Genomic DNA, 25,514 nt, shown 5'->3' with positions numbered 1-25,514 from the left:
GGTAACAATGACGTCAAGGACGCCTGATACATGGACCCACGGGGCGGTCATGCTGGATGACGAGCACACCCGCTTCGCCCTCTGGGCCCCGGATGCATTTTTTGTCAGTGTCGAGCTCGACACTGGAGATTCAATACCGCTACTGCCCCAAGCCGACGGCTGGTTCATGATCCAGACCCGTTGCCCCGCCGGCACCCGCTACCGCTACAACATCGATGGCGAGCTGGAGGTGCCGGACCCGGCCTCGCGCGCCCAGGCCGGCGACATCGATCGCCACAGCGTGGTGGTCGACCCGCATGCCTACCCATGGCGACACACCCAATGGTCCGGTCGCCCCTGGCACGAAGCCGTAATCTACGAGTTGCACGTGGGCGCCCTGGGTGGTTTCGAAGGCGTCGAACTGCATCTGGCACACCTGGCCGGGTTGGGCATCACCGCCATCGAGCTGATGCCATTGGCGCAGTTTCCCGGTGATCGCAACTGGGGCTACGATGGCGTCCTGCCCTACGCCCCCCAGGCTTCCTACGGCACACCCGAACAGCTCAAGCATCTGATCGACAGCGCCCACGGCCATGGGCTGTCCGTCATCCTCGATGTGGTCTACAACCACTTCGGCCCCGACGGCAACTACCTGCACCGCTATGCCAAGGGCTTCTTCCGTGAAGACAAGCACACGCCCTGGGGCGCGGCGATTGATTTCCGCCGCCGCGAGGTGCGGGACTTCTTCATCGACAATGCGCTCATGTGGCTGCTGGAGTACCGTTTCGACGGCCTGCGCCTGGACGCGGTACACGCCATCGAAGACCCGGACTTTCTCCAGGAACTGGCGACCAGGGTGCGCGAGCAGGTGGACCCGATCCGGCATGTCTGGCTGACCGTGGAAAACGAACACAACCAGGCCCACCTGCTGGAGCACGGCTACGACGCCCAGTGGAACGACGATGGGCACAATGCCTTGCACGTGCTGCTGACCGGTGAGACCGACGCCTACTACGCCGACTACGCCGAGCAGCCGACCGAACAACTGGCCCGTTGCCTGAGCCAGGGTTTCGTCTTCCAGGGTCATCTCAATCGCCATGGCGAAGCCCGGGGCGAGCCCAGCGGTCACCTGCCGCCGAGCGCGTTCGTGCTGTTCCTGCAGAACCATGACCAGATCGGCAACCGTGCCCTGGGCGAACGCCTGCATCAGCTCGCCGCGCCCCAGGCCCTGCAGGCAGCCACAGTCTTGTTGCTGTTGTCACCGATGATCCCGCTTCTGTTCATGGGCGATGAGGTGGCGGCTGAACAACCGTTCCTGTTCTTTACCAGCCACCACGGCGAGCTGGCAGAGCTGGTGCGTGAAGGCCGACGCAACGAATTCAAGGCCTTCAGTGCCTTTGCCGATCCGCAGAAGCGCGAACGAATTCCCGACCCCAACGCCGCCAGCACCTTCGAGGCTTCACGTCCAAGCCTGGAGTCGCAAGGCCCGGAGCACCAGGCCAACGAGGCGCTGTATCGGCAACTGCTGAAAATCCGCCGTGAAGAGATCGTCCCGCGCCTGCCCGGTGCCCAGGCCCTGGGTACCGATGTGCTGGGCCATGGCGCCATCAGCGCACGCTGGCGGTTGGGCGACGGCAGCGTGTTGCGCATCGATTTCAACCTGGGTGATCAGCCCGTCGAACACAGTGCCCCGGAAGAGGCACGCATTCTTTTCGAACATCCGCAGCAGGTCATGGGTCTGTTGCAACAGGGCGTCCTTGCGCCCTACAGCGCGCTGGTCAGTCTGACGCAGGCGACAACCTTGCCCAACATCACTGGAGAGCGCCTATGAGCGATGCGCAACTGGAAATCCTCGCCAGCCGAGCGGGCCTGGCGGTGGATTGGATCGATGCCAATGGCCGGGCCCAGAAAGTCTCGCCGGCCGTCTTGCGTTCGGTTCTCACCGGCCTGGGCCATCCCGCCGGCAGCGCCCAGGAAATCGACGCCAGCCTGCTGCAGTTGCAGGAAGCTCAACAGAACCATCAATTGCCACCGCTGATCACCGCCGACGTCGGGGTCAGCCTGGACTTGAGCCGCTACTTCGAGGCCGGGACACCCTGCGAAATCAAACTCGAAGATGGCGCGACACTGAACCTGAACCTCGATGCCGATGCCAAGCTGCCGGGGATGGTCCCGGTGGGTTATCAGCATGTCAGCATCCAGGACCAGCATTTCACCCTGGCCGTCGCGCCGGCCCGTTGCTACAGCGTGGCCGAGGCGGTGGACGACCCGACGCCACGGGCCTGGGGCCTGAGCGCGCAACTGTATGCCCTGCGCCGCCCCGGTGACGGTGGCTTCGGTGACACCCAGGCCTTGGAGGAGCTGGCGCGGGTGGCCGGCGAGCGCGGCGCCGAGGCCGTTGCCATCAGCCCGATGCACGCGATGTTCAGCAGCGACACCGGGCGCTACAGCCCCTACTCACCGTCGAGCCGACTGTTTTTCAACAGCCTGTACGCCGCGCCGGGCACTATCCTCGGTGAACGTGCGCTGCGCACCGCCATCGACGCCACCGGCTTGACCAATCAACTGCGCACCCTGGAGGAGCAACCGCTGATTGACTGGCCGGTCGCGGCCCAGGCCAAGCAGAAAATCCTGCGGGCCCTGTACGACGGCTTCAGCCAGGGTGAGCATCCGTTGCATGAAGACTTCAGCAGTTTCCGCCACAGCAGCGGCGAAGCCCTGGAAAACCATTGCCGCTTCGAGGCCTTGCAGGCCGAACGCGCTGCCCGGGGGGAAAACCTCGACTGGCGCCACTGGCCGGAGGAATGGCGCGACCCGCGCAGCCCCGCCCTGGCCCATTTCGCCGAGGAAAATGCCGATGAGATCGGCTTCTACGCTTTTTGCCAATGGTTGATCGCCCGCTGCCTGGAGCGCGCCCAGAGCGCAGCCAGATCCAGCGGCATGGGCATCGGTCTGATCGCTGACCTGGCGGTGGGCGCCGATGGCGGTGGCAGCCAGGCCTGGAGCCGGCAGGACGAACTGCTCGCCTCGCTGACCGTGGGCGCCCCGCCGGACATTCTCAACCGCTCCGGCCAAGGCTGGGGGATCTCGGCGTTTTCCCCGGAAGGCCTGGTGCGCAACGGCTTTCGCGCCTTCATTGAAATGCTGCGGGCCAACTTCGCCCACGCCGGCGGCTTGCGCATCGATCATGTCATGGGCTTGCAACGGCTCTGGGTGATCCCTAACGACGCCCCACCTCGCGATGGTGCCTACCTGTATTACCCGGTGGACGACCTGCTGCGCCTATTGGCGCTCGAATCCCATCGTCACCAGGCCATCGTGCTCGGCGAAGACCTCGGTACCGTGCCCGACGGCCTGCGGGACAAACTCATTGCCCGCTCTATCCTGGGCATGCGCGTGCTGTTGTTCGAACAGGACAACACCCACTTCAAGCCCATTCTCGACTGGCCGGACAATGCCCTGGCCACCACCAGCACCCATGACTTGCCGACACTCAATGGCTGGTGGCACGGTCACGACATCGACTGGAACGCCCGGTTGGACCTGATCGATTCCCACACCGAAATGGACTGGCGCAAACACCGCGAGCGCGAACGCGAAGGCCTGCGCCACGTGCTGAACCAGGACCCGCAGAACTTTCGCGAAGAACACCGCGAGACCGACCAGGTGCTCGACGCCAGCGTGCGCTTTCTCGGTCACACCCGCGCGCCGCTGGTGTTGTTGCCGCTCGAAGACGCCCTGGGCATCGAGGAACAGGCCAACCTGCCGGGCACCATCGACACCCACCCCAATTGGCGCCGCCGCCTGGCCGGGCAAAGCCAGGCGTTGCTGGACCACCCGGACGCTGCCCGGCGTCTGGAAATACTCGCCTGTGCGAGACTTCAGGCGAACGAGCGTGACCGATGAAACAGACGTTGATCCAACCCCTGCGGGCAACATTGCGCCTGCAGTTTCATAAAGGCTTCACCCTGGACGATGCCATCCCCCAGGTGCCGTACTTCGCCTCGCTGGGCATCAGCCACATTTATGCCTCGCCGCTGCTCAAGGCCCGGGCCGGGTCCATGCATGGCTACGATGTCGTCGACCCCACCCTGGTCAACCCCGAACTGGGTGGCGAAGCCGCGCTCAAGCGCCTGGTCGCGACCTTGCGCGAGCATCGGATGGGCTTGATCCTCGACATCGTGTCCAATCACATGGCCGTCGGCGGCAACGACAACCCCTGGTGGCTGGACTTGCTGGAATGGGGGCGCTTGAGCCCCTACGGCGAGTTCTTCGACATCCAGTGGCACTCCCCCGACCCACTGATGGAAGGCCAATTGCTGCTGCCGTTCCTCGGCAGTGACTACGGCGTGGCGCTGCAGGAAGGCACCTTGCAACTGCACTTCGATGCCAGCCAAGGCAGCTTCTACGTCGAGCACTATGAACACCGCTTCCCGATTTGCCCGATGCACTACGGCGAACTGCTCAAACCCACCGAAACCTTGCCCGCCGAGCAAACCGAATCGCTCAAGGCCCTGGCCGAGCGCTTCACCACGCTGAATTACCAGACCGATGCCCATACCCTCGCCCGCCCGGTGCAAAACGACTTGCAGGACCTGGCAGCACAAGCGGACATCCTCGCCGCCATCGAGGACAACCTGGCTGGCTACGACTCTACCCAACCCGAAGGCTTCGAGCGCTTGCACCAACTGCTCGAACGCCAGAGCTACCGGCTCGCCAGCTGGCGCACGGCGGCGGACGACATCAATTGGCGGCGTTTTTTCGATGTCAACGAACTGGGTGGGCTGCGGGTCGAGCGTCCGGCGGTCTTCGAGGCGACCCATGCCAAGATTTTCCAGTTGATCGGCGAAGGCCTGGTAGACGGCCTGCGGATCGATCACATCGACGGCCTTGCCGACCCTCGCGGTTACTGCCGCAAATTGCGCAGACGCGTCGATTCACTGTCGCCGACCCGGCACCTGCCGATTTTCGTCGAGAAGATCCTTGGCGATGGCGAGACCTTGCGGCGGGACTGGAACATCGACGGCAGCACCGGTTACGAATTCATGAACCAGGTCTCGCTGCTCCAGCATGACCCAGCCGGTGCCGCCCCCCTCGCCGAATTCTGGAGCCGGCACAGTGAACGGCCAGCGCACTTCATCGAAGAAGCCCGCCTGGCCCGCCAGCAGATTCTCAACGGATCCCTGGCCGGAGACTTCGAAAGCGTCGCCCAGGCCCTGCTGCAAGTGGCCCGGGACGATGTGATGACCCGCGACCTGACCCTGGGCGCGATTCGGCGAGCCTTGCAGGAACTGATCGTGCACTTCCCGGTGTACCGCACCTACATCACGCCCCTGGGCCGCTCCGCCGAAGACGAGGTGTTCTTCAACCAGGCCCTGGAAGGCGCCCGGCAAACCCTCAGCGAAGCCGACTGGCCGGTGCTCGACTGCCTGGCCGGCTGGCTCGGTGGGATGCCCTGGCGGCAACGGCCGCGCGGCAACCAGCGCAAACGCCTGCGCCATGCCTGCGTGCGTTTCCAGCAACTGACCTCGCCGGCCGCCGCCAAAGCGGTGGAGGACACCGCGCTCTATCGCTCGGCGGTGCTGTTGTCACGCAATGACGTGGGCTATGACACCGAGCGCTTCAGCGCCCCGGCGCAGGTGTTCCACCACGCCGGCCTCGAGCGGCTCGAACATTTTCCCGACAACCTGATCACCACCGCCACCCACGACCACAAGCGCGGCGAGGACACCCGCGCCAGGCTGGCCGTGCTCAGCGAACGCGCCGATTGGTACACCGCCTGCGTGGAGCAATGGCGCATCCTCTCGCCCTCGCTGCACAGTGACCCGGCGGCGCCCTCGGCCGGTGATGAACTGATTCTGTACCAGGCACTGCTCGGCAGCTGGCCGCTGGACCTCGACCTCCAGGACCACAAGGCCCTGGCCGCATACAACGAGCGCCTGTGGCAATGGCAACGCAAGGCCCTGCGCGAGGCCAAGTTGCAAAGCAGCTGGGCGGCGGTCAACGACGCCTATGAGCAAGCCACCCAGATGTTCCTCGAACGGCTACTGCTGGGCGATGAGGGGTTGCCCTTGCGCAGCGCCATCGCCGAGGCGGTCCAGGCCATCGCCCCGGCGGGCGCCCTCAACAGTCTGGCGCAAACTTTGCTGCGCATGACCGTACCCGGCGTACCGGACCTGTACCAAGGCAACGAGTTCTGGGATTTCAGCCTGGTGGACCCGGATAACCGTCGTCCGGTGGATTTCCAGGCACGCCGCGAGGCGTTACGGGCCGACAGCACGCCAGCCGCGTTGATACATGATTGGCGTGACGGCCGAGTCAAACAGGCATTGATCGCCAGGACACTGGCCGTGCGAGCCGAGTATCCGCAGCTATGGCGCCAGGGACGCTACCAGCCGCTGGAAGTGCTCGGCGAGCAAGCCGAGCGAGTATTGGCCTTCATGCGCGAAGACTCGCAACAACGGGCGATCATTGTTGTACCTGTCCATGCGGCGCCGTTGCTGGAAAACAGTGCCGTGCCGCTGGTGGCTGCGTCGGATTGGGGCGATACCCGTGTGTCGTTACCGTTCGCCACCAAGGATGAAAAACTGAAGGGACTTTTTTCAAGCGCAACAGTCACACCCCAAGGGGAGCTGCTGATCAGCACCGCGCTGGGGAATTTCCCGGTCAATGTCTTTATCCAACCTTGAGTTGAATCAGGAGCACTGCGATGAGTACCGACGATAAACGCATTCGCGAATTCGCCTATCAGATCTGGGAGTCCGAGGGTAAGCCCGCCGGGCAGGAGAAACGCCACTGGGAGATGGCGCGCAAACTGGCCGAAGCCGAAGCGCTGGCGCCGAGCAAGCCACCCAAGGCGGCGAGCAAATCAGCGGCCAGCAAAACCGATGGCGCCAAGCCCGCTGCCGCCAAGAGCACCACGGCCAAGACTGCCGCAAAAACCACCACGCCCAAGGCCAAGCCTGCGGCCAAAGCGGCTGCGACCACCGCAGACAAGAAGCCGCGGGCCACACGCAAGCCGCCGGCGGTTTGATTCATCCCCCTATCGGTCTCCTTGCCAGGTGGGAGCAAAGTTTGCTCGCGAAACAGGCGCCTCGATTTCTACAGGCGCGCATCACTTCATCGCGGGCAAGCCTTGCTCCCACAGAGAAGCAACTTTGTCCCACATAGCGGGGCGGTGCGACGTTTCGCTAAACCCCCTCGCCACAAGTGAAGGGTGGAGCCACCCAACCCAAGTGAACCGCATCGCTGAATCTGTCTGTCTTTTGCAGGAGCAACTATGACCCGTCCAAAAAAAAACACGCCGCCGCCCGTGATCGAGGCTTCGCGGATTCGTGAAGGGCTGCCTTTTCCACTGGGTGCAACCTGGGATGGCCTCGGGGTCAATTTCGCGCTGTTTTCAGCCAATGCCACCAAGGTCGAACTGTGCATCTTCGATGATGCCGGCGAAGTCGAACTCGAACGCATCGAGCTGCCGGAGTACACCGACGAGATTTACCACGGCTATCTGCCGGATGCCCACCCGGGCTTGATCTATGGCTACCGCGTCTACGGTGCATACGACCCGGCGAACGGTCACCGTTTCAACCCGAACAAGCTGCTGATCGACCCGTATGCCAAGCAACTGGTCGGCCAGTTGAAGTGGTCCGAAGCCCTCTTCGGCTACACCATCGGCCATCCCGATGGCGACCTCAGTTTCGATGAGCGCGACAGCGCCCCGTTCGTTCCCAAGTGCAAGGTCATCGACCCGGCGCACACCTGGGGCCACGACCATCGCGTCAGCGTGCCCTGGGACAAGACCATCCTGTATGAGACCCACGTGCGCGGCCTCACCATGCGTCACCCTTCGGTGCCCGAGAACCTGCGCGGTACGTTCGCCGGGCTGATGGTCGACGATGTGCTGGAGCATATCCGCAAGCTGGGTGTCTCTTCGGTGGAACTGCTGCCCATCCATGCCTTCGTCAATGACCAGCATTTACTGCACAAAGGCATGACCAACTACTGGGGTTACAACAGCATCGCCTTCTTTGCCCCGGACCCACGCTACCTGGCCAGCGGCAAGATCGCCGAGTTCAAGGAAATGGTCGCCCACCTGCACGAGGCCAACCTGGAGGTCATCCTCGACGTGGTTTACAACCACACCGCCGAAGGCAACGAACAGGGCCCCACCCTGTCCATGCGCGGCATCGATAACGCCTCGTACTACCGGCTCATGCCCGACGACAAACGCTACTACATCAACGATTCCGGCACCGGTAATACCCTGGACCTGAGCCATCCTTGCGTGCTGCAAATGGTCACCGACTCCCTGCGTTATTGGGCCACGGAGATGCACGTTGATGGCTTCCGCTTCGACCTGGCGACCATTCTGGGCCGTTACCATGACGGCTTCGACGAGCGCCACAGCTTCCTCGTGGCCTGTCGCCAGGACCCGGTGTTGCGCCAGGTGAAAATGATCGCCGAGCCTTGGGACTGCGGCCCCGGGGGCTACCAGGTGGGACGCTTCCCGCCGGGCTGGGTCGAGTGGAACGACAAATTCCGCGACACGGTGCGAGCCTTCTGGAAGGGCGACGACGGCCAGCTTGCCGATTTCGCTAGCCGAATGACCGCCTCGGGCGAGATGTTCAACCAGCGTGGCCGACGTCCGTACGCCTCGGTGAACTTCGTCACCGCCCATGACGGTTTCACCTTGCATGACCTGGTGTCGTACAACGACAAGCACAACGAGGCCAACGACGAGAACAACCAGGACGGCAGCAATAACAACCTGTCCTGGAACCATGGCGTCGAAGGCCCGACGGACGATCCAGAGATCAACGCGCTGCGCCATCGACAGATGCGCAACTTCTTCGCCACCCTGCTGCTGGCCCAAGGCACGCCGATGATCGTCGCTGGCGACGAATTTGCCCGTACCCAGCATGGCAATAACAACGCCTATTGCCAGGACAGCGAGATCGGCTGGGTCAATTGGGACCTGAGCGAGGATGGCGCGACGCTGCTCAAGTTCGTCAAGCGCCTGATCAAGTTGCGCCTGACCTACCCGATCCTGCGGCGCGGACGGTTCCTGGTGGGTAACTACAACGAGGACATCGGCGTCAAGGACGTGACCTGGCTGGCCCCGGACGGCAGCGAAATGACCATTGAGCAATGGCAGGACAGCCATGGTCGCTGCCTCGGCATGCTGATGGACGGCCGCGCCCAGGAGACCGGCATTCGACGCAAGGGCGGCGATGCGACGCTGCTGCTGGTGGTCAACGCCCACCATGACATCGTCAACTTCCGCTTGCCGGAAGTCCCCGAGGGCAGTTTCTGGACCTGCATGGTCGACACCAACCAGCCGACCGTTCGTGGACAAGAACGCTTCGATTTCGATTCCGAATATTCCGTCACCGGGCGCTCGCTGCTGCTGTTCGAGCTGCAACGCGAAGAAGAGGAATGAAGTACCGGTTGTAAGCAGCCAGAGAGACCGCAAGGACGCGGTTTTTCGATGCACGCAGCCCAGTTTGGAGAAAAAAATACAGTTCAGATACACATCTCGCGAGACGAATCGGCCGACATGGTCAATACTTCACATGCGGTAGTCTCCAGGATTCGGAGCGCTGTGAATCGCAGCCATACCCACGCGGGCGTCATCGGACAGTAGGCCCGGTAGATGGCTGAAAGATTGAATACAAACAAGGATGTCTCTCATGAAACCTGCCTCTCGCTTGCCAGGCCGGCAGCACCCGCAAATCTGGAACAGTGCTGCGCAACTGGCCGATATCCCGATCATCAGTACCCAGACGCTCATTCCCGCCGGCGCCCGCGCCGTCATCCTTTCCCCGCATCCGGGCGATGAGATCGGCGCCTGTGGCGGATTGCTGCAGTTGCTGAACAACCTGGATCAACCCATGCTGCTGATCTCGGTCTCCGATGGAGCCCTGATCCACCCCGGTTCACCGTTGTGGACCGATGAGCGCCTGCGTACACACCGCCCTCACCCGCAGGAAAGCGTGGACGCCCTGCATCGCCTGGGCATAGCCACCCATGGCCTGCAATGGGTGCGCGGCGGTTTCCCGGAAAGGACCCTGGCCGAACACGAGGCCGAGCTCACCGACTTTATTGCACGTCATCTGCGCCCCGGTGACGTGGTGTTCAGCACCTGGCGCCAGGATGGCGACAGCGACCACGACACCGTCGGGCGCGCCGGGGCCCTGGCCGCCGACAGGATCGGGGTGGCGTTCAACGAACTGCCGGTGTGGGCCTGGCACTGGCCGGTCCGCGAGCAAAATAAGATCCCCTGGCACCGGGCCCGCAAACTGCGCCTGGATGTCTGGACTACCGCCCGCAAGCGTCACGCCATGCATGCCTACGTCAGCCAACTCAACGGCGAACCGGCGAGCGGCATCGCCCCGCTGGTGCCCCGGGTCATCCTGGATCGGATGGGGCTGCCGTATGAGATTGTCTTCATCTGAACACCTGCCTGTGATGGCGGTGGTTCAGATACACCGCTATCGCGAGCAAGCTCGCTCCCACAGTAGGCCTGCGCAGGGATGCAATGTCTGTGTGCGCCACCGAACTCTGTGGGAGCGAGCTTGCTCGCGATGGCGACCGGCAAGGACATGAAAAACCCGGAACTGTCGGCGCCTTGGGTCAGTCGCATGAACAGGTACGTCTGATTCAGGAGGGAACGTGACTCAAGATCCCGATTGGCGGGCCGTCGGACCAATGCCATCGGAACTGCCGGCGGCGGTTCATCGGCTGCGGATCCTGACGGTCAATACCCATAAGGGTTTCACCGCCCTCAACCGTCGCTTCATCCTGCCCGAATTGCGCGAAGCGGTGCGCAGTACCGGTGCCGACCTGGTGTTCCTGCAAGAGGTGCTGGGCGAACATGACCGACACGCGTCACGCTACAACAACTGGCCCCAGACCTCCCAGTACGAATTCCTCGCCGACAGCATGTGGAGCGACTTCGCCTACGGCCGCAATGCGGTCTACCCCGATGGCCACCATGGCAACGCGCTGCTCTCCAAATACCCGATCCGCCAGTTCCGCAATCTCGATGTGTCCATCACCGGCCCGGAGCGGCGCGGGTTGCTGCACTGTGTGCTGGATGTGCCCGGGCACGCCGCTGTCCATGGGATCTGCGTGCACCTGAGCCTTCTGGAAAGCCATCGCCAATTACAGCTCAAACTGCTCTGCCAACTGCTCGATTCGCTGCCCGAGGATGCCCCGGTGATCATCGCCGGCGACTTCAACGACTGGCAACTGCGTGGCAACCTCGCCCTCGCCCGCCGTGGCTATCTGCATGAAGCCTTCGAGCACCACCACGGTCGTCCCGCCAGGACCTACCCGGCCCGCTTCCCACTGTTGCGCCTGGACCGTATTTACCTGCGCAACGCCAGCAGCCACGCCCCGCAAATCCTGGGCAACAAACCCTGGACGCACCTGAGCGACCACCTGCCGCTTTCGGTGGAAGTGCATTTGTAGGGCGGGCCTTTTCTGCTCGTTCTGCGCATCGACCTGTAAGTTCTGACAGTAGCGACGCCGGCTTTTCATTGCTAGGGTGCCATCCCATACAGCGAGCGTTGCCAGGCCCTGTGTGCCATCTGTCGTGCAACCGATGCTGAAACCGGCATTTGCAAAATGCCGATGCAGAGGGATAGCACATGATTCGGCACGATAGAGGATTCAATCGGCTGTTCAACGCTGTGTGGATATCAGCCCCCTTCCTGTTACCCGTCCCGGCCGCCATGGCCGCTTGCACGCTGACGCCAACCGCAGGCGATGACGTTTATGTCTGCGACAGCGGCACCAGCCCCGGGCTGACGGACCTTTCGGGGAACAACAGCCTGACAATGCCCGCCAACGGCAGTGGTCTCATTAGCGGCGACGTCACATTCGGTACCGGCGTCGACCGCATCGTGATCAATGCCAACGGCGTGATTGACGGTGATGTCGAGCAAGGCTCGGAAGCCGACGACTTCGTCATGAATGGCGGCCGGATCCTGTCCCTGGCCCAGGGGGACGGCCTCGATACGTTCCTGATGACCGGCGGGACCATCGTCGATGCGTTCGAAGACGGCGACATCGCGAAGATGACCGGCGGCACTATCGGCCGCGTCGACATGAAACTCGATGACAACGTTTTCGATATGTCCGGCGGAAATATCATCGGCAACCTGGTGACCGGTTTCGGCCAGGACACCATCATCCTCTCCGCAGGACGCATCGGCGGCAATGTCAGTGTCAGCGGCGGCAACGACAGCATCACCGTCAGCGGTGGTGAGATTCTCGGCGAGGTCCGGGCCAGCGCGGGCGATGACCAGTTTCAGTGGAGCGGCGGACTCATTCATTCGGCCGTCCTGATGGGCGACGGTAGCGACACCGCGTTATTGAGCAACCTCGATGAAACCCTCCTCGCTACTACACCCAGCGTGGACGGTGGATTGGGCCAGGACGCGTTGACGTTCAGTGGCAGCACCTCCAGCACCGGCGCTCGCTACCTCAATTGGGAAACAGTCAACCTCACCCAAGGCTCGCAACTGGACCTTGACGACACTCTGACCGTGGGTGACAGCGCCACCGCCACCGGGACGCTCAACATAGACTCCGGCAGCACGCTAACGTCGACCCAAGGCGTCATTGCCCCTTTTACTGCCGGTCAGTTGGCGACGCTCAACAACGCTGGCGTGGTGGACCTCGCACAGGGCAACACCCGCACCAACGACACCCTCACCGTCCAGGGCAACTACGTCGGCAATAACGGCCAGTTGCACCTGCAAACGGTACTTGGCGCCGACAACTCCCCCAGTGACAAGCTGGTGGTCAATGGCGGGACACTCACAGGCAGTACCGCCATCACGGTCACGAACCTGGGCGGCACGGGCGCACAAACGACCCAGGGTGGCATCGAAGTGGTCCAGGCCCAAGGCGGCGCGGTCAGTGATAGCGGCGCCTTTTCGCTAGCGCAAGCGGTCTCGGCCGGCGCGTTCGATTACCGCCTGTTCAGGGGCGGCGCGCCCGGCAATGAAAACAGCTGGTACCTGAGCTCCACCTTGGTCGCCGGACCGGTAGCAGCGCCCAGCCCGACGTTGCCCGTGCTGCCGGCCGCAGTACCCGGCGCGGCGCCCATCCCGCTGTACCGGCCGGAAGTACCAACCTGGTCGGTATTGCCCCCGGCGGCGGCACAACTGACCCTGATGGCCCTGGGCACTTTCCATGACCGCCAGGGCGACCAGCGCCTGCTCACTGAAAACGGCGCGTTCGGTGCAGGCTGGGGCCGGGTCTATGGCAAGGACCTGGATCAAACCTGGGCCGGCACGGTGACGCCGCGGTTCGACGGATCGATCAAGGGTTTCCAGGTGGGCAATGATCTGTACAGCTCGCCGCTGTCCAGTGGACAGACCCAACGCATCGGTTTCTTCGTCGGCCATACCGAATTGAACGGCGACGTCGATGGTTTCAACCTGGGTTTCAAAGGCCGACGCGCCGGCAAGATAGAACTCAACGGCGACAGCTATGGGCTCTACTGGACGCTCACCGCCCCCTCTGGCGGCTACGTCGACGCCGTGGTGATGGGCACGCGACTGGACGGCGACAACCGCTCCGAACGCGGGCTGAAAATCGATAATCGCGGGCACGCCCTGACCCTGTCGGCGGAAGCCGGTTACCCCTTCGCGGTGGCCACCGACTGGGTCCTGGAACCCCAGGTGCAGATCATCCACCAGAAGGTCTCCCTGGACACGCAGGACGATGGGGTCTCAAGGGTCGAGTTCGATTCCGACAGTGCCTGGACCGGCCGCCTCGGCGCTCGCCTCAAGGGCCGCTACCAGGTCAGCGGCATGCCCGTGGAACCGTATCTGCGCGCCAACCTCTGGCACACGTTTTCCGGCACCGATACGGTAACGTTCGACGACACTGAGCGGGTCGAGACCCAGCAACGCGCGTCCACCGGCGACCTGGGTGTCGGCGTCATCGTGAGCCTGGCACCTACGGTCAGCGTATACGCCGGAGCGGACTACAGCACCAACCTCGACAGCAGCCAGCAACGCAGTGTGGCGGGCAATCTCGGTGTACGGATCAGTTGGTAGGCAGCCTCTGCGACGATGATTTGACGCCCAAACACAGTCCTTAATAACCAATTTAAATCAGCGTCTTATTGACGCTGATTTCATCTTGCCATTCATCGTTCATTTTCTTGACGCGCCGCCATCGGTCTTCTTGACTACACCGTACTACCCCCGGAAATACAGTCAGGGGCAGGCCTCTGGAACCCGCCAAGACGGGCCGCCAGAGGCTTGCCTCAATCCATTCGGTCGCCCCTCATTCGGGGTAGGAGAGACGCCAAAAAGCGAGAAATGCATGCGATTGCAAGGCAGACCCCCATGAAAACTTCCCTCCGTCCGCAAGAGATCTCCATCACCTTCCACACCCTTTCTACTTCGTTGTTGCTGCTTTCCTCCATGGAGGTACAGGCCTGGCCTGACGAAGAAACAACACAGCCCTGGTATGGCCGAGCACAGTCCAGCAACAGCAATACCGCAACCATCGGCAGCGACCCTGCCTCCGGCAAGAGCTCTGCCCTGTTCACATTGCGCAACGACAGCGGCCATACCCAGCGCGTGGGCCTGATCAGCGGGCAAAACCAGATCATTTCAACGGGCAGTGGCCTGCTAGTGACGCCTGCGATGGCCGAACCGGGCAAAGACGCCCTGAACCTGAAAGGCTCGAGCCTCGGCGCCTATTGGAGCCTGACCAGCCCCGCCGGCTGGCACGTGGACTTGAGCGCCAGCGGCGGCCGGGTAAATGGCTACAGCCGCACCGAACAAGGCCAGCGCCAGGCCACCGAAGGCAATGCGGTGACACTGTCGGTCGAAGGCGGCTTTCCGATTGGCATCGGGACCCACTGGGTCGTCGAACCCCAGGCGCAGTTGATCAACCAACGCATCACCCTCGACACACCGAATGCCGAAAGCGGCACCGGCAATGAACTGAACAGCTGGAGCGGCCGCGTCGGCGCACGACTCAAAGGCAATTACCAAGTCAACGGTCTCGGCATGGAGCCTTACGTGCGAACCAACCTGTGGCACACGGTCCAGAACGCCGGCACCGTGTCCCTGGATAAGGTCGACAAGATCAGCAGCAGCCGAAAGTCCTCCACCGTCGAAGTCGGCCTGGGCCTGGTGGCCCGGGTCACGCCGGCGGTAAGCCTGTATGTCAGCGCCGACTACAGCAGTGACGTCGACGACAACGACCTCAACGGCATCATTACCAGCATGGGGGTGCGGATGCGCTGGTAATGCCACTTCTGTAATCGATAGCCCCCGCGTGTGTAGGAGCTGTCGAAGGCTGCGATCTTTTGATCTTTCGCTTGGGACTCAAGTGTCTGGGGAAAGATCGCAGCCTCGCTGCACTCGTCAGCTCCTACACAACGCCTACATAAACACGGCGCAAGCAATCTGCCGCCACTTAAAAAACACCTCCATTAAGGCGTATAACGCTAAAAGCGATTTATACCTGCAAGCCGTCTGCCCCTGGCTCATTTCATTGATGGAGTAACGACATGACCACCGACCCCTTCCTCGCCAACCTTTTTCCCGGTGCCGCCGACATCCCGCAGGCCTACCGCCTCGAAGGCCGGATCGAACAGCGCGAATACCTGGTCGACGGCGTCCTGAAAACCTGGCAAGGGCCATTGGCCGTCGTCCGCAGCCCCGTTTACCTGACCGGTGAACTGGGCGATGAGCAAGTGATTCTCGGCAGCACACCGCTGCTGGACGCCGAAACCGCCCTCACCGCCCTGGACGCTGCCGTGCGGGCTTACGATCGCGGCCAGGGCCAGTGGCCCACGATGCGCGTCGCCGAGCGCATCCGCCACGTGGAAACCTTCCTGGCGCGCATGCGCGAGCAACGCGAGGCCGTGGTCAAGTTGCTGATGTGGGAAATCGGCAAGAACCTCAAGGACTCCCAGAAGGAATTCGACCGCACCTGCGACTACATCGTCGACACCATCAACGCCCTCAAGGAACTGGACCGGCGCTCCAGCCGTTTCGAGCTGGAACAGGACACCCTCGGGCAGATCCGCCGCGTGCCCCTGGGCGTGGCCTTGTGCATGGGCCCCTACAACTACCCGCTGAACGAAACCTTCACCACGCTGATCCCGGCCTTGATCATGGGCAACACCGTGGTGTTCAAGCCGGCCAAGCTCGGCGTCCTGCTGGTGCGGCCGTTGCTCGAAGCCTTCCGCGACAGCTTCCCGGCAGGCGTGATCAACGTAATCTACGGCAGCGGCCGCGAGACTGTCAGCGCGCTGATGGCCAGCGGCAAGATCGACATCTTCGCCTTTATCGGCACCAACAAGGCGGCCAGTGACCTGAAGAAGCTTCATCCGCGGCCACACCGCTTGCGTGCCGCCCTGGGGCTGGATGCGAAGAACCCCGGGCTGGTGCTGCCAGACGTCGACCTGGACAACGCGGTCAACGAGGCGCTGACCGGTTCGCTGTCATTCAATGGCCAGCGCTGCACGGCGCTGAAAATCCTGTTTGTCCATGAGGATGTGGCGCCGGCGTTCATCGAGAAGTTCAACGCCAGGCTCGCCACCCTGAAACCCGGCATGCCCTGGGAGGACGGTGTGGCGCTGACGCCGCTGCCCGAAGCGAGCAAAGTCGATTACTTGCATTCGCTGGTCGCCGATGCACTGGCCAAGGGTGCAGAAGTGAAGAATGCCCACGGCGGCGAATCGCGAAGCTCGTTTTTCTACCCGGCGGTGCTGTACCCGGTGAACACGGCGATGCGGGTCTACCATGAGGAACAGTTCGGCCCGGTCGTGCCCATCGTGCCGTACCGCGACCTCAATACCGTAATCGACTACGTACTGGAGTCCGACTTCGGCCAGCAACTCAGCATTTTCGGCACCAACCCGGCACAAGTCGGCAAACTGGTAGACACCTTCGCCAACCAGGTCGGACGCATCAACATCAACGCCCAGTGCCAACGTGGCCCGGACACGTTCCCGTTCAATGGCCGGAAGAATTCGGCCGAGGGCACCTTGTCGGTCCACGATGCGCTGCGCACCTTTTCCATCCGCACGCTGGTGGCAACCAAGTTCCAGGACAACAACAAGGCGTTGATCAGCGACATTATCCGTGAGCGAGATTCCAACTTCCTGACCACTGATTACATCTTCTGATCCACGCCCGAACGGTGGGCTACGACAGGGCTGGGCGCCGCGACTTGATGCCCCAGCCCTGTTGCATGCCGGCAGCCGCCAGCAGGATCGCCGCCACGCCTAGCCATTGCAGCGGCTCCAGGCGATGGCCGAAGGCAAACCAGTCGACGAAGATCGCCGCAATCGGATAGATGAACGACAGCGCCCCGGTCAACGCGGTCGGCAACCGTTGTATAGCGCTGTACAGCAACACGTACATCACGCCGGTGTGCATCACACCCAGGGTCAACAGGCTGGCCCAGGCCTGGGCGTGTTGCGGCAACGCCGAGAAGTTCGCCCAGGGCGCCAACAGCAACACGCCGGTGCTGACCTGGATCAGCGCGATCAGATGAGGTGGCGTGCCGGTCAGGCGCTTGATGATCAAGGCCGCGATGGCGTACAGCAACGCGGCGCCCAGCGCCAAGGCGATGCCCAACAGATAGTCGCCACCACCCTGCCCTTGCTCACCATGGGCACTGACGATGGCCAGCATTCCGAGAAACGACACCGCCAGCCAGAACAGTTTCTGCGCGGTGATTTTTTCCCCCAGGAACAGCGCCGCCAGCCCCACCAACATGAACGGCTGGACGTTGTACACCGCCGTGCCGATGGCAATCGAGGCGCGGGAATAAGAGGCAAACAACAGTACCCAGTTACCGACGATCGCCACACCGCTGAGGACCGCCAGCAGGAACGTGGTACGGGTGAGGATACCGGGGCGCAAAAAGCCGAAACCAGCGCAGATCAGCAGCAAGGTCACGGCGCCGAACACGCAGCGCCAGAACACCACATCCAGCACCGGCAGGCCGGAAACCAGCACGAACCAACCAATGGTTCCGGAGATCAGCATGGCGGCAGTCATTTCCAGCGAACCGCGGCGTAGGGTCTTGTCCATCTTCAGGCTCCTTCAGCAAGTGGGCACAGTATGCCGAGCCGACGGAGGGCTTCTCCATGGTTTGAAAAAGGCTAAACTCGACTTTCACCTTTTTTATCAAGGCAACTTCAAACATTCGCCTAATGGAGTTGAAATGACTGACGATATTGACCAGATCCTCATCAGTGCCCTGATGGAAGATTCCCGACGCTCCCTCAAGGCCCTGGCAAACCTCAGTGGCCTGTCCTCCCCCAGCGTCGCCGAGCGCCTTCGCCGGCTCGAAGAACGTGGCGTGCTCAGGGGCTACACCGTTGAGGTGGACCCCAAGTGTTTCGGCTATCAACTCCAGGCCATCGTGCGTATCCGCCCGCTGCCGGGGCAGTTGCAGGAAGTGGAGCGGCAGATCCAGGCCATCGCCGAATTCACCGAATGCGACAAGGTAACCGGCGACGACTGCTTCATCGCCCGCCTGCACGTGCGCTCGATGGAACAGCTGGATACCTTGCTGGACAAACTCAATGTCCACGCCGAGACCAATACGGCCATCGTCAAGAAGACGCCCGTCAAGCGGCGGTTGCCGCCGATGGCGTAAGAACGTATTCCCCCTGTGGGAGCGAGCTTGCTCGCGAAGAGGCCAGCATATTCAACACCTTCGTCGACTGTTACATCGCCTTCGCGAGCAAGCTCGCTCCCACAGGGTTACCGTTGCAACGGATAGACACGCCAAGCCTTATCCTTTACGAACACGGCGATGGTCAGCAAAAAAGGGCTTATCCGTGGCAATACGATCCGAGGCCTTGGGCCCATTGGCCGCCTGGCCGTCCTGGCCGTCGACGTACCAGTAACAGTGCTGCACCGCACGCGTGATGCCCACATACGCCAGACGCAGGATTTCGTCCTTTTGCGCCGAGTCGTAAGGTTCGGCGTCACCGTCCTGGCCAAGCCCGGCCATTCGATAGACCTGGTTCTTGTAGGGCGAACTGCTCAGGTGCTGGCAGTCGCCCAGCAGGAACACCGCGTCGGCCTGGAGCCCCTTGGCACTGTGGTAGGTCATTTGCCTGAGCCGTCGCGCGTCGTACGGCAAGCTAGAATCAACATTAACTGTTGGCTCAATATACTTTTCTATCAATAACTTATCGCTACTTTTTCGATACAACATCAAAATCGAATCGCCCTTGCGGTAATGCTCATCCAGTCGCCGCGCCAACCCTTCGTCGTCTCGATCCAACACATTGACCGGGCTCAGCGAGCGAGGCACGCCACTGGCCTTGGCCTTCTTGCCTGGGATAGCCGCAGCGGCGCGAACAATATGCTCGGCCGCATCGATGATGTGTTGATGGCTGCGGTAGTTGTCAGTGAGCATGACCCGGGTCGTCGTCGGCGACGGGAATTGCTTGTTGAATGCCATGAAGTAGCTCGGCGAGCTGCCGCGCCAGCCATAGATCGATTGCCAGTCGTCCCCTACACACAACAATGAAGAGCGCTGGGCGCCGCGCCCCACGTGCATCGCGGGACCACGGCTGCGTATTTCCCGAAGACTGGCGCGCAGCCAGGAGACGATCTGCGGCGACACGTCCTGGAATTCGTCGACCATCAGGTGCGAAAGCGGCCTGAGCAACGCATCCCCCAGCAACTTGAAATTTTCCGGCGAGTGCTCGCTGAACAGCGCAAACATGCGGTTGTAGGTCATGACCGGCGGCGATTGGTCGAGCAGATGGTCTTCGAATGCCCGCCAGTAGCGACTCAGCGCCTCGAAGAAATACCGATCGGGATCATCCTGGGCAAAGGTCATCCGACCCACGGCATCCGGGACGTCCAGGCCCAGGTTCTCGATAAAGCCTGCCGCCGCGACAAAGCAGTCCAGCAATGGCGCTGAACCCAGCTCACCCTTGACCTTGTAGTCGAACCCAGGCCCGGCGCTGGCATCGCCGGCCATTGACGCCAATACACGTTTTGACGCCTCATAACTTTCCAGCCAGATCAGTGGCTTACGGCAAAAAGCTTGAAACAAGGTGCGCTTTACCGCCCATTCCGCGCGGATGCTCAACTTGGCGCCCGGACGACTGAGCCGGGCGTCTTCCCGTGGATCGAACCCCAGTATCACCCAGGCATCCAGGGAAGGTGCGTAGCCATGACAGTGGAATGTCGAACCATTGATTTCGAACGTTTGTCGTTTCGGCTCGATACCCTTGATCGGCCAGGCACCGGCGCGAAACCAAAGGTCTTCGACGGCATCGCACAACTCTTCGTCGCGCTGGGCCGCCAGCTCGGTCACGGCGACGCGCTTTTGCACATCCGGGTGATCGCGTTCCAGCTCCTTGAGCTGCAGCGCGTGACGGGACAACGGCAGGATCAGCTCACGGAAACGCGCGTCACGCTGGTAAAGGTTGTGATAACAGGCGTTGAGTTGCTGGCGCTGGGCGTCGTTGATGCGCAAATCAAAGGGATTGCCCCGGGCATCATCGTCACCCGCTTCGGCGCGATGACTCAGGGTCTCGAACGCCTGGAGCCGTTCGAACCCGGGCAAGCTGCGGACCATGGGCAAGATGCGCGAATGGAATGTCCGCACCAGGTCACGGGCTTCCTTGAGGCTGACGGTTCGCCCCCACAGGGCAAACACTTCGATCAGTTTCTGGATGAAATCCTTGCGCGATTCCCGGGTAAACGTCACCACGGTCATCGAGTCCAGTTCGAAACCCAGGTAATGGGACAACAGCACAATGCGCAGCACCAGGGTGGTGGACTTGCCCGCCCCGGCCCCGGCGACCACCGAGGTCGACGGCGTGTCGCTGAAAATCATCTTCCATTGCGCGGCACTGGGTTGTGCATGGACCGGCAGCAATCGGCCGACATCTGCCTTGATGCGTTTCTTCAGCTCAGCGGTCAGCGGCAGGCGCCAGTCATCGAACAGCAGATCATCGACCTGCGGTGCCGGATGCTCCGTGCTGCGCGAATCACGGATCAGCAGGACCTGACGGCCCTCCTCAAACCCTTCGGCCCGGCCTTCCTTGTAGCCATAGTCAAAACCGGCGGTATGACCGCTGCGGAAACCGTCGGCCTGGCCATGCAACCAGGAGGCGCGATGCTGGGCTCGCAGGCGTGTCAGGCCATGGCCAAAGAACCGGGCGGCCAGGCGCTTGAACAACGGCATCTGGGCCAGGGATAAAAGCTCGGGGGGAAGATCGGGAGTGTGTTGCGCCACGCTGGGGACTCCGGTGTTCATGAACCATGACGGCTATGGTGTCTTTATTTGCCGCCGGGTTCCACCCAAAAGCTTTTAAGTCATGGGTTTAGGCGATGAAGTGAAAGTTGGCTCGCGGTTTTATATCTAAATACACGATAGCTTTGACGCGTTTTTTACGCTTTTTATCGATGTGTTCCTTGGTGAAAATAGCCCCATCAACCATCGCTTTCGCTGCTCAGCGAAAAGGACACGAACATGCTCGAACTCAGGCCCTTCGCCACCTTGGGCGCCGCCAACCACGGTTGGCTGGATGCCCACCATCATTTTTCGTTCGCCGAATATTACGACCCACGGCGCATGAACTGGGGCAACTTGCGGGTCTGGAACGATGATGTTATCGCCCCTGGCAGCGGTTTTCCCCAACACCCGCACCGGGACATGGAAATCATCACCTATGTGCGCGAAGGCGCGATCAGCCACCAGGACAATCTGGGTAACAAGGGCCGCACGGAGGCCGGTGATGTACAGGTCATGAGCGCGGGCACCGGGATTGCCCATAGCGAATACAACCTGGAATCGACGGCCACCCGCATTTTCCAGATATGGATCATCCCCAACGAAGAAGGCCTGGCACCGTCATGGGGCGCCAAACCGTTTCCCAAGGACTCGCGCGAAGGCTTCGTGACGTTGGCCAGCGGCAAGGCCGGCGATGACCAAAGCCTGCGCATTCGCGCCGACGCACGACTGGTAGCGGCCAATCTCAAGGCGGGTGAAAGTGCGGAGTATCGGCTGGATACCGCACGTCGAGCTTATCTTGTGCCGGCCACAGGATTGATAGAAATCAATGGGTTGCGTGCACAAGCTCGAGACGGTGTTGCGATTGAAGATGAGCAGATATTGCGGGTGACCGCCATTGAAGACAGCGAAATCGTGCTCGTCGACCTGGCTTGATTGGTCTTGTGGTGAGAGGAATTTGTGTGGGAGCAAAGCTTGCTCGCGAAACGGGCCTCACGTTAAAGACCGCATCGCCTGGATCGCGGGCAAGCCTTGCTCCCACATAAATCCCCCTAGCAACAGGTTGGGACAAGGCTTGCCAACCGAGTCATTTGCTGGCGATAGCCCCATCCACCAACGTTTGCGCCTCAGCCACCAATTGCTTGAGGTGCGCGTCGCCAATGAAGCTTTCGGCGTAGATCTTGTAGATATCCTCGGTACCGGACGGGCGTGCCGCAAACCAGCCGTTTTCGGTCATGACCTTCAGGCCGCCAATGGCCTGGTCATTGCCCGGCGCGTGGCTGAGGATGTGCTGGATCTTCTCCCCGGCCAGCTCGGTAGACGTCACCTGATCGAGCGACAGCTTGCTCAATAGCGCCTTCTGTTGCGGGCTGGCCTTGGCATCGACGCGTACCGAGAACGGTTCGCCCAGCTCGTCAGTCAACGCGCGGTAGGCCTGGCTCGGGTCGCGACCGGTGCGCGCCGTCATTTCAGCTGCCAACAGCGCCGGGATCAGGCCGTCCTTGTCGGTACTCCAGACGCCGCCGTCCTTGCGCAGGAACGAAGCACCGGCGCTTTCTTCACCACCAAAGCCCAGGGAACCATCGAACAGGCCGTCGGCAAACCACTTGAAGCCCACCGGCACTTCATAGAGGCGGCGACCCAGGCGCTTGGCCACGCGATCGATCAGGCCGCTGCTGACCACGGTCTTGCCCACGGCGGCATCGGCGCGCCATTGCGGGCGATTCTGGAACAGGTAGTCGATGGAGACCGCCAGGTAGTTGTTCGGCGCCAACAGGCCGCCAGACGGCGTCACGATGCCATGGCGATCATGGTCCGGGTCGCAGGCAAAGGCCACGTCGAAGCGGTCCTTCAGACCAATCAAGCCTTGCATCGCATGGCTGGAGGACGGGTCCATGCGGATCTGCCCGTCCCAGTCCACTGTCATGAAACGGAAGGTGGAATCCACGTGGGTGTTCACCACTTCCAGGTCCAGGCGGTAATGCTCGGCAATGGCCGGCCAGTAGCGCACGCCTGCGCCACCCAACGGATCGACGCCCAAGTGCAGCCCGGCGGTGCGGATGGCATCGAAATCGATGACATTGATCAAGTCCGCCACGTAGGTGTTGACGTAGTCGTGACGGTGGGTGGTGTCGGCCTTCAGGGCTTGCTCGTAGCTGACGCGCTTGACGCCGGCGAGCTGGTTGGCCAGCAGTTCGTTGGCCTTGGCTTCGATCCATTTGGTGATGTGGGTATCGGCCGGGCCACCGTTGGTAGGGTTGTACTTGTAGCCGCCGCTTTGCGGTGGGTTGTGGGACGGCGTGATGACGATGCCGTCCGCCAGGCCCGAGGTGCGGCCACGGTTGTAGCAGAGAATGGCGTGGGAAACCGCTGGTGTCGGGGTGTATTCATCACCCTCGGCGATCATGACGGTGACGCCGTTGGCCGCGAATACTTCCAGCGCGCTGGCTCCCGCCGGGGTCGACAGCGCGTGGGTGTCGATACCGACGAACAGTGGCCCGTTGATGCCCTGGGCTTCGCGGTACAGGCAGATCGCCTGGCTGATGGCCAACACGTGCCACTCGTTGAAGCCCAGGTCGAAGGAGCTGCCACGGTGCCCGGAGGTGCCAAAAGCCACACGCTGGGTTGCAACCGAGGCATCGGGTCGGCCGGTGTAGTAGGCCGTCACCAGTCGCGGGATATCGATCAACAACTCTGCCGGTGCCGGCTTGCCCGCAAATGGACTGACTGTCATGCAAAACCTCTGAGTGGAGTGGCTCGGTAAATGGGATGCAGTTTACTGACAGTTCGACCATGGCGCGATGGGTTCGATCCATTGCCGCCGATTACGATTGTTCGAGCCTCAAGGCGTCGGCCAGCGCGCAGAGCGCAGCGTCCATGTCCTGCGGCCCGTTCAGGGCGTGGGTCAGGCGCATATGTTGTGCATACAGGCCCTGGAGGCTGAACAACTCCCCCGGCGCGATGACGATTCGCTGGGCAAGCAACCGATGGAAAACCCGACGCAAGTCAACCCGTCGCGTCGACTGCATCCAGATCGTCGCGCCACCTTGAGGTTCTGCCCATTGCAGGCTATCCCCTAGCCGCTCGCGCAGCAATTGCGTAGTCGAAACCGCGCTTTCGCGCAGCAGGCGCCGCAACACCAGCAAGTGTTGGTCAATCCGACCGTTGCTGTACAGCCGGGCAATGGCTTTCTGGCGGATCGGCGACAAGCGAAACGCACGCAGCAGGAAATGTCGCTGCAGGTGCAGGGTCAACTGGCGCGACAGCACGTAGCCATAAGGCGCCTCTGGACCGATGGTTTTCTCGAACGTCGAATAGACGATCAGCCGGTCCGGGTCGAGCAAGTCTCGGAAAGGCGTCATCCTTGCCTCGAACGCCAGGTCTGTATGGCTGTCGTTCTCCAGCACCCAAATGCCGTGCCGCTCCAGCAGATGCGCGATGGCCCGACGGTTCTCTTCAGGAACCAGCGTTCCCCTCGGCATGTTCAAGACCGACGACAGCACCACCAGCCGTACCGTTTCGTTCACCAGCAGTTGTTCCAGTTGCTCGACATTGAGTTCTCCTCCGGCCAGCAGTGGCAGCTCGATGACGTTGACCTCCGCCGCCTGCAGCAGGCGCAACACTGCCCAATCGCAGGGTGATTCGATCAGCACCGCGGCGCCCCTGAGTGCCAGCACCGCGATCAGGATTTCCAAGACGCCCCGCAGGTCGGCGCCAATGTAGACGTCATCGGCATTCCAGCAGCGGGCCGGCGAAGACGTGTAGCGGGCGGCCAGCGCGGTGCGAAGCTCCAGCTCGCCCCAGGGTTGCGAAGGCGTCTGCGAGGAACGTGGGTACTGGCGCAGCAATTCGCGCTCAAGCAGCAACAGCGGGCTGTCCAGTGGCTGCATCGACGCCGGTTCGTCCGCACTGAGCACCTGCATGCCTGGTCGTCGGGCATTGACGTACAGGGTCTCGAGTAAATCGTCACCGCCGTCCAGGGTGGCCATGCTGGGCACGGGCAGCGCGTAGTAACCGGACTTGGCGATCGAATAGACCCGCCCTTCCTTTTCCAGCAGCGAATACGCGTACTGAATGGTCGATATCGACACGTTCAGACGCTCGGCCAGTTGCCGCAGCGACGGCAGGCGAACCCGCGCATCAACCTCCAGCTCGTTGATCAGCGTGGTCAGGTAGCGATAAACCGCCTGATAGGCGAAGTCTGTCTCCCGGCAATTTTTCATCGGCTCAGGCCAGGACAGCGGGTCGCAGTCAGCTCAGTCGCAACGCCG

General features: G+C 62.1%; 16 protein-coding genes. 12 read left to right on the top strand and 4 right to left on the bottom strand.

All coding sequences use genetic code 11. The features are described from left to right. The first annotated feature begins 7 nt into the window (after nt 1-7). From treZ to ASC85_RS17475, 10 genes are all read left to right on the top strand, one after another. Nucleotides 8-1,810, top strand: coding sequence for a malto-oligosyltrehalose trehalohydrolase (gene treZ, locus ASC85_RS17520; protein WP_057450663.1), 1,803 nt, complete (start codon nt 8-10; stop codon nt 1,808-1,810). Continuing rightward, the gene (gene malQ, locus ASC85_RS17515) at nt 1,807-3,885 is read left to right on the top strand and encodes a 4-alpha-glucanotransferase (protein WP_057450662.1); all 2,079 of its coding nucleotides are present in this window, start codon (nt 1,807-1,809) and stop codon (nt 3,883-3,885) included. The genes treZ and malQ overlap by 4 nt, the downstream gene beginning before the upstream one ends. Then, nucleotides 3,882-6,668 (top strand): malto-oligosyltrehalose synthase, encoded by a 2,787-nt coding sequence (locus tag ASC85_RS17510; RefSeq protein ID WP_057450661.1) that lies wholly within the window; start codon nt 3,882-3,884, stop codon nt 6,666-6,668. The genes malQ and ASC85_RS17510 overlap by 4 nt, the downstream gene beginning before the upstream one ends. Nucleotides 6,669-6,688: 20 nt before the next feature. Then, on the top strand, nt 6,689-7,012 hold the full coding sequence (locus tag ASC85_RS17505) for a DUF2934 domain-containing protein (protein WP_057450660.1): 324 nt from the start codon (nt 6,689-6,691) through the stop codon (nt 7,010-7,012). Between the two features lie 246 nt (nt 7,013-7,258). After that, nucleotides 7,259-9,418, top strand: coding sequence for a glycogen debranching protein GlgX (gene glgX / locus ASC85_RS17500; RefSeq protein WP_057450659.1), 2,160 nt, complete (start codon nt 7,259-7,261; stop codon nt 9,416-9,418). A gap of 250 nt (nt 9,419-9,668) precedes the next feature. Continuing rightward, a complete protein-coding gene (locus ASC85_RS17495; RefSeq protein ID WP_057450658.1) occupies nt 9,669-10,433 on the top strand; it encodes a PIG-L deacetylase family protein in 765 nt (254 codons plus the stop codon). A gap of 253 nt (nt 10,434-10,686) precedes the next feature. Then, the gene (locus ASC85_RS17490; protein ID WP_430458905.1) at nt 10,687-11,451 is read left to right on the top strand and encodes an endonuclease/exonuclease/phosphatase family protein; all 765 of its coding nucleotides are present in this window, start codon (nt 10,687-10,689) and stop codon (nt 11,449-11,451) included. Between the two features lie 179 nt (nt 11,452-11,630). Beyond that, a complete protein-coding gene (locus tag ASC85_RS17485) occupies nt 11,631-14,054 on the top strand; it encodes an autotransporter family protein (RefSeq protein WP_057450656.1) in 2,424 nt (807 codons plus the stop codon). Between the two features lie 294 nt (nt 14,055-14,348). After that, nucleotides 14,349-15,263, top strand: coding sequence for an autotransporter domain-containing protein (locus tag ASC85_RS17480; protein WP_057450655.1), 915 nt, complete (start codon nt 14,349-14,351; stop codon nt 15,261-15,263). A gap of 263 nt (nt 15,264-15,526) precedes the next feature. Continuing rightward, entirely contained in the window at nt 15,527-17,152 is a 1,626-nt protein-coding gene (locus ASC85_RS17475) for an NADP-dependent glyceraldehyde-3-phosphate dehydrogenase (RefSeq protein ID WP_057450654.1), read from the top strand. 19 nt (nt 17,153-17,171) lie between these two features. Here the strand turns inward: ASC85_RS17475 and ASC85_RS17470 are convergent, their stop codons facing one another. After that, nucleotides 17,172-18,065, bottom strand: coding sequence for a DMT family transporter (locus ASC85_RS17470; protein ID WP_057450653.1), 894 nt, complete (start codon nt 18,063-18,065; stop codon nt 17,172-17,174). A gap of 133 nt (nt 18,066-18,198) precedes the next feature. Here ASC85_RS17470 and ASC85_RS17465 point away from each other — a divergent pair, with 133 nt between their 5' ends. Then, nucleotides 18,199-18,636 carry an Lrp/AsnC family transcriptional regulator gene (locus ASC85_RS17465; RefSeq protein WP_003202176.1) on the top strand — a complete coding sequence of 146 codons (438 nt, stop codon included), beginning with the start codon at nt 18,199-18,201 and terminating at the stop codon, nt 18,634-18,636. Nucleotides 18,637-18,774: 138 nt separating this feature from the next. Here ASC85_RS17465 and ASC85_RS17460 read toward each other — a convergent pair whose 3' ends face one another. After that, entirely contained in the window at nt 18,775-21,246 is a 2,472-nt protein-coding gene (locus ASC85_RS17460) for a UvrD-helicase domain-containing protein (RefSeq protein WP_057450652.1), read from the bottom strand. A gap of 237 nt (nt 21,247-21,483) precedes the next feature. Between ASC85_RS17460 and ASC85_RS17455 the strand changes: the two genes are divergently transcribed. Next, nucleotides 21,484-22,179 carry a pirin family protein gene (locus ASC85_RS17455; protein WP_057450651.1) on the top strand — a complete coding sequence of 232 codons (696 nt, stop codon included), beginning with the start codon at nt 21,484-21,486 and terminating at the stop codon, nt 22,177-22,179. A 151-nt stretch (nt 22,180-22,330) separates the two neighbouring features. On the opposite strand, the gene pgm is transcribed toward ASC85_RS17455, so the two are convergent. Then, nucleotides 22,331-23,977 (bottom strand): phosphoglucomutase (alpha-D-glucose-1,6-bisphosphate-dependent), encoded by a 1,647-nt coding sequence (pgm, locus tag ASC85_RS17450; protein WP_057450650.1) that lies wholly within the window; start codon nt 23,975-23,977, stop codon nt 22,331-22,333. Nucleotides 23,978-24,068: 91 nt separating this feature from the next. Continuing rightward, nucleotides 24,069-25,466 (bottom strand): aminotransferase-like domain-containing protein, encoded by a 1,398-nt coding sequence (locus ASC85_RS17445; RefSeq protein WP_057450649.1) that lies wholly within the window; start codon nt 25,464-25,466, stop codon nt 24,069-24,071. Nucleotides 25,467-25,514: the final 48 nt, after the last annotated feature.

The sequence above is a fragment of the Pseudomonas sp. Root401 genome (assembly GCF_001425105.1).
In the GTDB taxonomy this organism is placed as follows: domain Bacteria; phylum Pseudomonadota; class Gammaproteobacteria; order Pseudomonadales; family Pseudomonadaceae; genus Aquipseudomonas; species Aquipseudomonas brassicacearum.
Note: the sequence above shows the minus strand (reverse complement) of the source record. Positions and strands in the feature narration are given on the sequence as shown.